Annotated in this window: 4 protein-coding genes; all 4 read right to left on the minus strand. The window is 61.6% G+C overall.

Annotated features, from left to right (window positions below; translation table 11 throughout):
* Nucleotides 1-187 precede the first annotated feature (187 nt).
* The 4 genes from tatC to ACMNI9_RS09200 all read right to left on the minus strand — a co-directional run bounded on the left by tatC (nt 188) and on the right by ACMNI9_RS09200 (nt 3804).
* Nucleotides 188-1024, minus strand: a complete 837-nt coding sequence (gene tatC, locus ACMNI9_RS09185; protein ID WP_114567253.1) for a twin-arginine translocase subunit TatC — start codon at nt 1022-1024, stop codon at nt 188-190.
* A 3-nt stretch (nt 1025-1027) separates the two neighbouring features.
* Nucleotides 1028-1855 carry a twin-arginine translocase TatA/TatE family subunit gene (locus ACMNI9_RS09190; RefSeq protein ID WP_114567254.1) on the minus strand — a complete coding sequence of 276 codons (828 nt, stop codon included), beginning with the start codon at nt 1853-1855 and terminating at the stop codon, nt 1028-1030.
* Between the two features lie 389 nt (nt 1856-2244).
* Nucleotides 2245-2445, minus strand: coding sequence for a CASC3 protein CASC3 (locus ACMNI9_RS09195; protein WP_114567255.1), 201 nt, complete (start codon nt 2443-2445; stop codon nt 2245-2247).
* 3 nt (nt 2446-2448) lie between these two features.
* Nucleotides 2449-3804 (minus strand): amidohydrolase family protein, encoded by a 1356-nt coding sequence (locus ACMNI9_RS09200; protein WP_114567256.1) that lies wholly within the window; start codon nt 3802-3804, stop codon nt 2449-2451.
* Between the last annotated feature and the right edge of the window lie 802 nt (nt 3805-4606).

The following is a 4606-nucleotide window of genomic DNA, read 5'->3' on the forward strand; positions in this document are numbered from 1 at the left end:
GTCATGATCCCTAATTCGTGCATGCCGCTCCTTCGCACTTGTTTTTCGTCCCCGCCCATAGTATCCGAATGTTCGCGGCGCGCGAAGCCAAGATGCGAAGCCTTGGCGCGAACGCCACTCGGAATACGCAAACGGCCTGCCGCAAACGCGACAGGCCGTCATAAACAAACGCAGTATCAGAGAACCGTTACTTCTTGGCCTTCTTTGCTTTCGTCTTGGCTAATGCGGCATCCTGCGCCGCCTCTTCGGCTTCTTCGCGCTCGATCTCCTCGTTCTGCTTCTTGATGCGCTTGCTCAGAACGATGCGCGAGATAAGCAGGCTGACCTCGTACATGCCGATCATGGCAGCGAACATGAGCAGCATGGTGACCGGCGAGGCGTCGGGCGTGGCCATGGCGGAAATGACCATGAGCACCACGTAGACCATGCGCCAGCTGCCGCGCAGCTTCTTATAGGGCACCACGTCGAAGATGACCAGGTAGAACACGACCAGGGGAAGCTCGAACGCCACGCCGAAGCCCAGCTCGAACTTGATGATCATGTCGATGTACGACGACATGCGCGGCGCGACGGTGCCCAGGCCTGCCGCCTGATCCGTCAGCCACTGGAACGCCGGGTTCAGGATGATCAGGTAGCAGAACACCGTGCCGAAGATGAACAGGGCCACGGCGGCGGCAAACGTGGGGATGAACCACTTGCGCTCGCTCGGCTTCAGCGCTGGCAGGAAGAAAGCGAGGATCTGCCACAAGATCACCGGAGCGCAGGCAACAAGCGAGGCCCACAGCGAAATCTTGAAACGCGTCGAGAACGCCTCAAAGGGGTCGATGGCCTGCAACGATGCAAACCCGCTTGCATCTTGAGGCAAGAATTCGGAAATAGGCAGCAGCAAGAACTGGCCCATGATGGGCGTCGCCATGTAGAACACGACCACCGCGATAGCCAAGCAAGCGATGATGCGCACCAAGCGCATGCGCAGCTCGCCCAGGTGGTCGAACAGGGGCATACGTGCCGGTCCGATAGGCATGGCTTATTCCCCCTTCTCGTTCTTCTCGGCCGCAGCTTTGGCAGCTTCAGCGGCTTTCCTGTTTGCGGCGCGCGTAGCGGCGGCCTTCTTCGCCGCAGCGGAACGTGCGGCGGCCTTCTCAGCATCGGTCTTGGCAGCTGCGGGCTTTTTAGCGGCAGAAGGCTTCTTCGCGGCGGACTTCGCCGGGGCCTTGGCTTCCGGCTTGGCAGCTGCGGGCTTGGCGGCCGTCGCGGTTGCAGCAGGCTTGGCGGCGGGTGCGGGCTGGGCCTTCGCGGCGGGCGTCGACGCCTTGGCTGCGGGCTTCGTGCCGTACAGCTCGTCGGGCGAGGGCTTGGCCTTGGAGGCGGCGTCGGCGGTTGCCGGCTGCGCGGCAGCAGCCTCGACAGGCTTCGGCGTTTCGAACGACCCGTCCGGCTTCGCGATGGGCTTCGGCGTCGCAGACGCAGCAGCGGCCGTCGTAGCCGCGGCCGTCGCAGCAGCGGCAGCCGGCGCCTCCGCGGCCTTCTCGGCCTCGGCAGCCTTCTTGGCCGCGCGCTCCTTGTCGTAACGAGCCTTGCGCTCCGAGAAGCTTTCGGTCTTCTCTTCCTTCTTGTCGTCCTTGCCGATCTCGGACACCTTCGACAGGGCCTCGAGCGGGTTCTTGAACGGCTCGTCAGAGGTGGGGTCGTAGACTTCCGTCTTGATGACCTTGTTCATCTCTTCCTGAGCGCTTCTGAACTTGCTGATTGCCTTCCCCAACGTCTTAGCCATTGCTGGCAGCTTATCGGGCCCGAAAATAAGGAACCCGAACAGCAGAATGAGGAATAACTCGAATCCACCGATACCAAACAAAGCAAACCCCTTTGTGCGGTCTTATCATCTTCTCAACGCCGCGCCTCTGCGCGGCAACGATTTATAGTATCACAACCGCGCCCGCGTAAGGCAAAGGAGTCTACTTGGCAATAAAAAGTGTGCGAGAACTCCCCGGCATCGGGGCGTACCGGGCACGACGAGCACCGTGATCGCCGCAGCGGCAACAATCGAAGTCATGAAATCACGGGACGCCCGCACCGACGATGCGCCCGGAACTCGCACCCAGGAAGCAACGTACGCGCCACATGCCCGGAACCGAAACCGGCCGACTCCTGCGGCGCGTACGCACGCACCAACGCCAAAAAACGCACGGGGCGAACGCACATGCGTCCGCCCCGCCTTCATCCGAACAACCCGGAAACCAGCGCCTACGAGCCGGTCCCCAAAAACGCAAGGGCCACCGTTGGGATGCCCAGCGCCAAAACCAAGATCACGCATATCACGATCGTGAACAGCTTCTTGGTTTTCTCGGCGGCCTCTCGGCGCTCCTTGTCCTTGCGCTCGCGCTCCTGAGCGGCCTTGATGCGGTCGCTCTTCTGCTTTGCCGTCAGCTTTTGATTCGTTCCCATGTGCTATACCCTCAACTTACCGCGGATCTCGATGACGCGGGCGATGTTCTTGGCAACCTCCACGCCCACGTTCCACTTGTTCTTCTCGTACAGCGAAACGCCGTCGACCATGGTCATGAGCACGTCCGAGCCGCTGCACGCGTTCACGACGGCCGAAACCGGATCGCTTGTGGGCGTCTGATGCGAACCCGACAGGTCAAGCGCCACGATGTCGGCGCGCTTGCCCACTTCCAGCGAGCCGATCTTGTCGTCAAGCTTCAACGCGCGCGCCGCGCCGATGGTGGTCATCTCCAGCATGGTCTGCGAATCCAGGAAGGTGCCCACGTTCACAGCGCGCTGCACCAACATGCCGATGCGCATCTCGATGAGGATGTCCGTGGAGTCGGTTGCGGCAGGCGAATCGGTGCCCAGGCCCATGCGCAAGCCGGCGCGCATGAACTTGTCGATGGGGGCAACGCCCATGCCCAGCTGCGCGTTGCAGCGCGGGCACACGGCCACGCCCACGTCGTATTCCTTGAGCTTCTGAATGTCCTTGTCGTCAACATGCACGCAATGAATGGCCAGCACGTTGTCGGATTCGAACGCGCCCCAGTTCAGCGCATAACGAACCGGCGTGGTACCCGTGGGAAGCCACGGCGGAATCTCAACGAAACCGCGCTTCTGGTCCATGGTGTGCACCGAGAACGGCGAGGAGCCGTACTTGATGAAGTTGTACTCTTCGCGGTTGCCCGCCATGTGCATGGCGACGGGGACGTTCTCGCGGCGAGCGAACTCGGATATCTTGCCGAACACGGACGGATGGCATGCGTACATGGACGTGGGAGCCACGCCGATGGTGATGCGGTCGCCGTCCACTTCCTCGCGCCAGTGCATGATGTCGTTTTCCGCCAGGCGCATCGCGTAGTCCACGCGACGCTTGTCCATGGCGCCCACCTCGCGGTAGATGACGCTGCGCATGCCCAGCTTCTGCGTGGCCGTGCACGCCGCGCCCGTTGCCGTGATGTCCGCAACGCACGTGATGCCGCTGGAAAGCGCTTCCAAACCGCCCAGGATAGCGGAGTCGTACCAGTCGCTCACGTCCATCTTCGCGCTTTTTTCCATCATGGACATGATCCACGTGGTATAGGGAACGTCATGCACGATTCCGCGCATGACCGCGTTCTCAAGATGCGTGTGCAAATCGATAAGACCCGGCATAATGGCGGCCATGCCGAAGTCGACCACTTCCTCGTCGGGGTAGCGCAGCTTGAGCATGTCGATCGAGCCGATGTCGCGAATAGCCCCGTCGCGAACGAGCACCGCGCCGTTATGCAGCGGCTCGGACGTGATGGGAAGAACGTACTGTGCGCACAAGAGCATAGCTGCTCCGCCCTTTCTCCCATGGTTCCCGTAATTCATGCATTTTCGTGTAACGGCTATCATAGCATTCTCCAACCGCTCTTCCGCGAAAGCACACAGGCCAATCGGCGAGGTGCAGGACCTTTGCGAGGCGCGTGATCCTGGCGGCAGAAGGCAGGATTGCGCTGGACGCGAAATCGCGGCGATTCGGGGAGGGACCGCAGCGGGGTGCCGCCCTCGGCGCCAGGCGGGGTGCGCGAAGGAGTTGGGACTGGCTGGGTTGGCTGGGGTTGGGGCTGGGCTGGGGCTGGGCCCCTAGAGCCTTGGTGCCGAATCCCCGGAGTCCGGGGTTCCGAATCCCCAAACCCCCGAAACCTTGGAGTCCCCGAACCTTGATTTCCAGAGCTTCGGGCTTTCGGAACCTTAAATCCCCCGAGTCCGGGGCTCCGAAGTCCAGCCGCTGTCAAAACGAGCGAGTTTTGCTGGTCCTCAAATGAGGATAAAGCCACATCGCATCTCGATGACCAGGCACGATGTAAAACGCTTGTCAGCAACCCACGCCGCCAGGGCGAAAAATCCCCGCAAAACTCGTCTGTTTTGACAGCGGACCCGCGCGGCACCCGCAAAACTCGTCCGTTCTGGCAATCCAGCGGCACGCACCCGCAAAACTCGCTCGTTTTGGCAGCGGGCGCCCGTTTCGGCAACGCGACACGCATGCGCGCGCAAAACTCACTCGGCAAACTTCGCGCACCCATTATTCGGCGCGAAAAATAATCCGCGTGCACCTCAAAATTCAACAAGGTAACGATCGGCAGGCGCGCTA

Source organism: Paraeggerthella sp. (assembly GCF_048427265.1).
Classification (GTDB): domain Bacteria; phylum Actinomycetota; class Coriobacteriia; order Coriobacteriales; family Eggerthellaceae; genus Paraeggerthella; species Paraeggerthella hominis.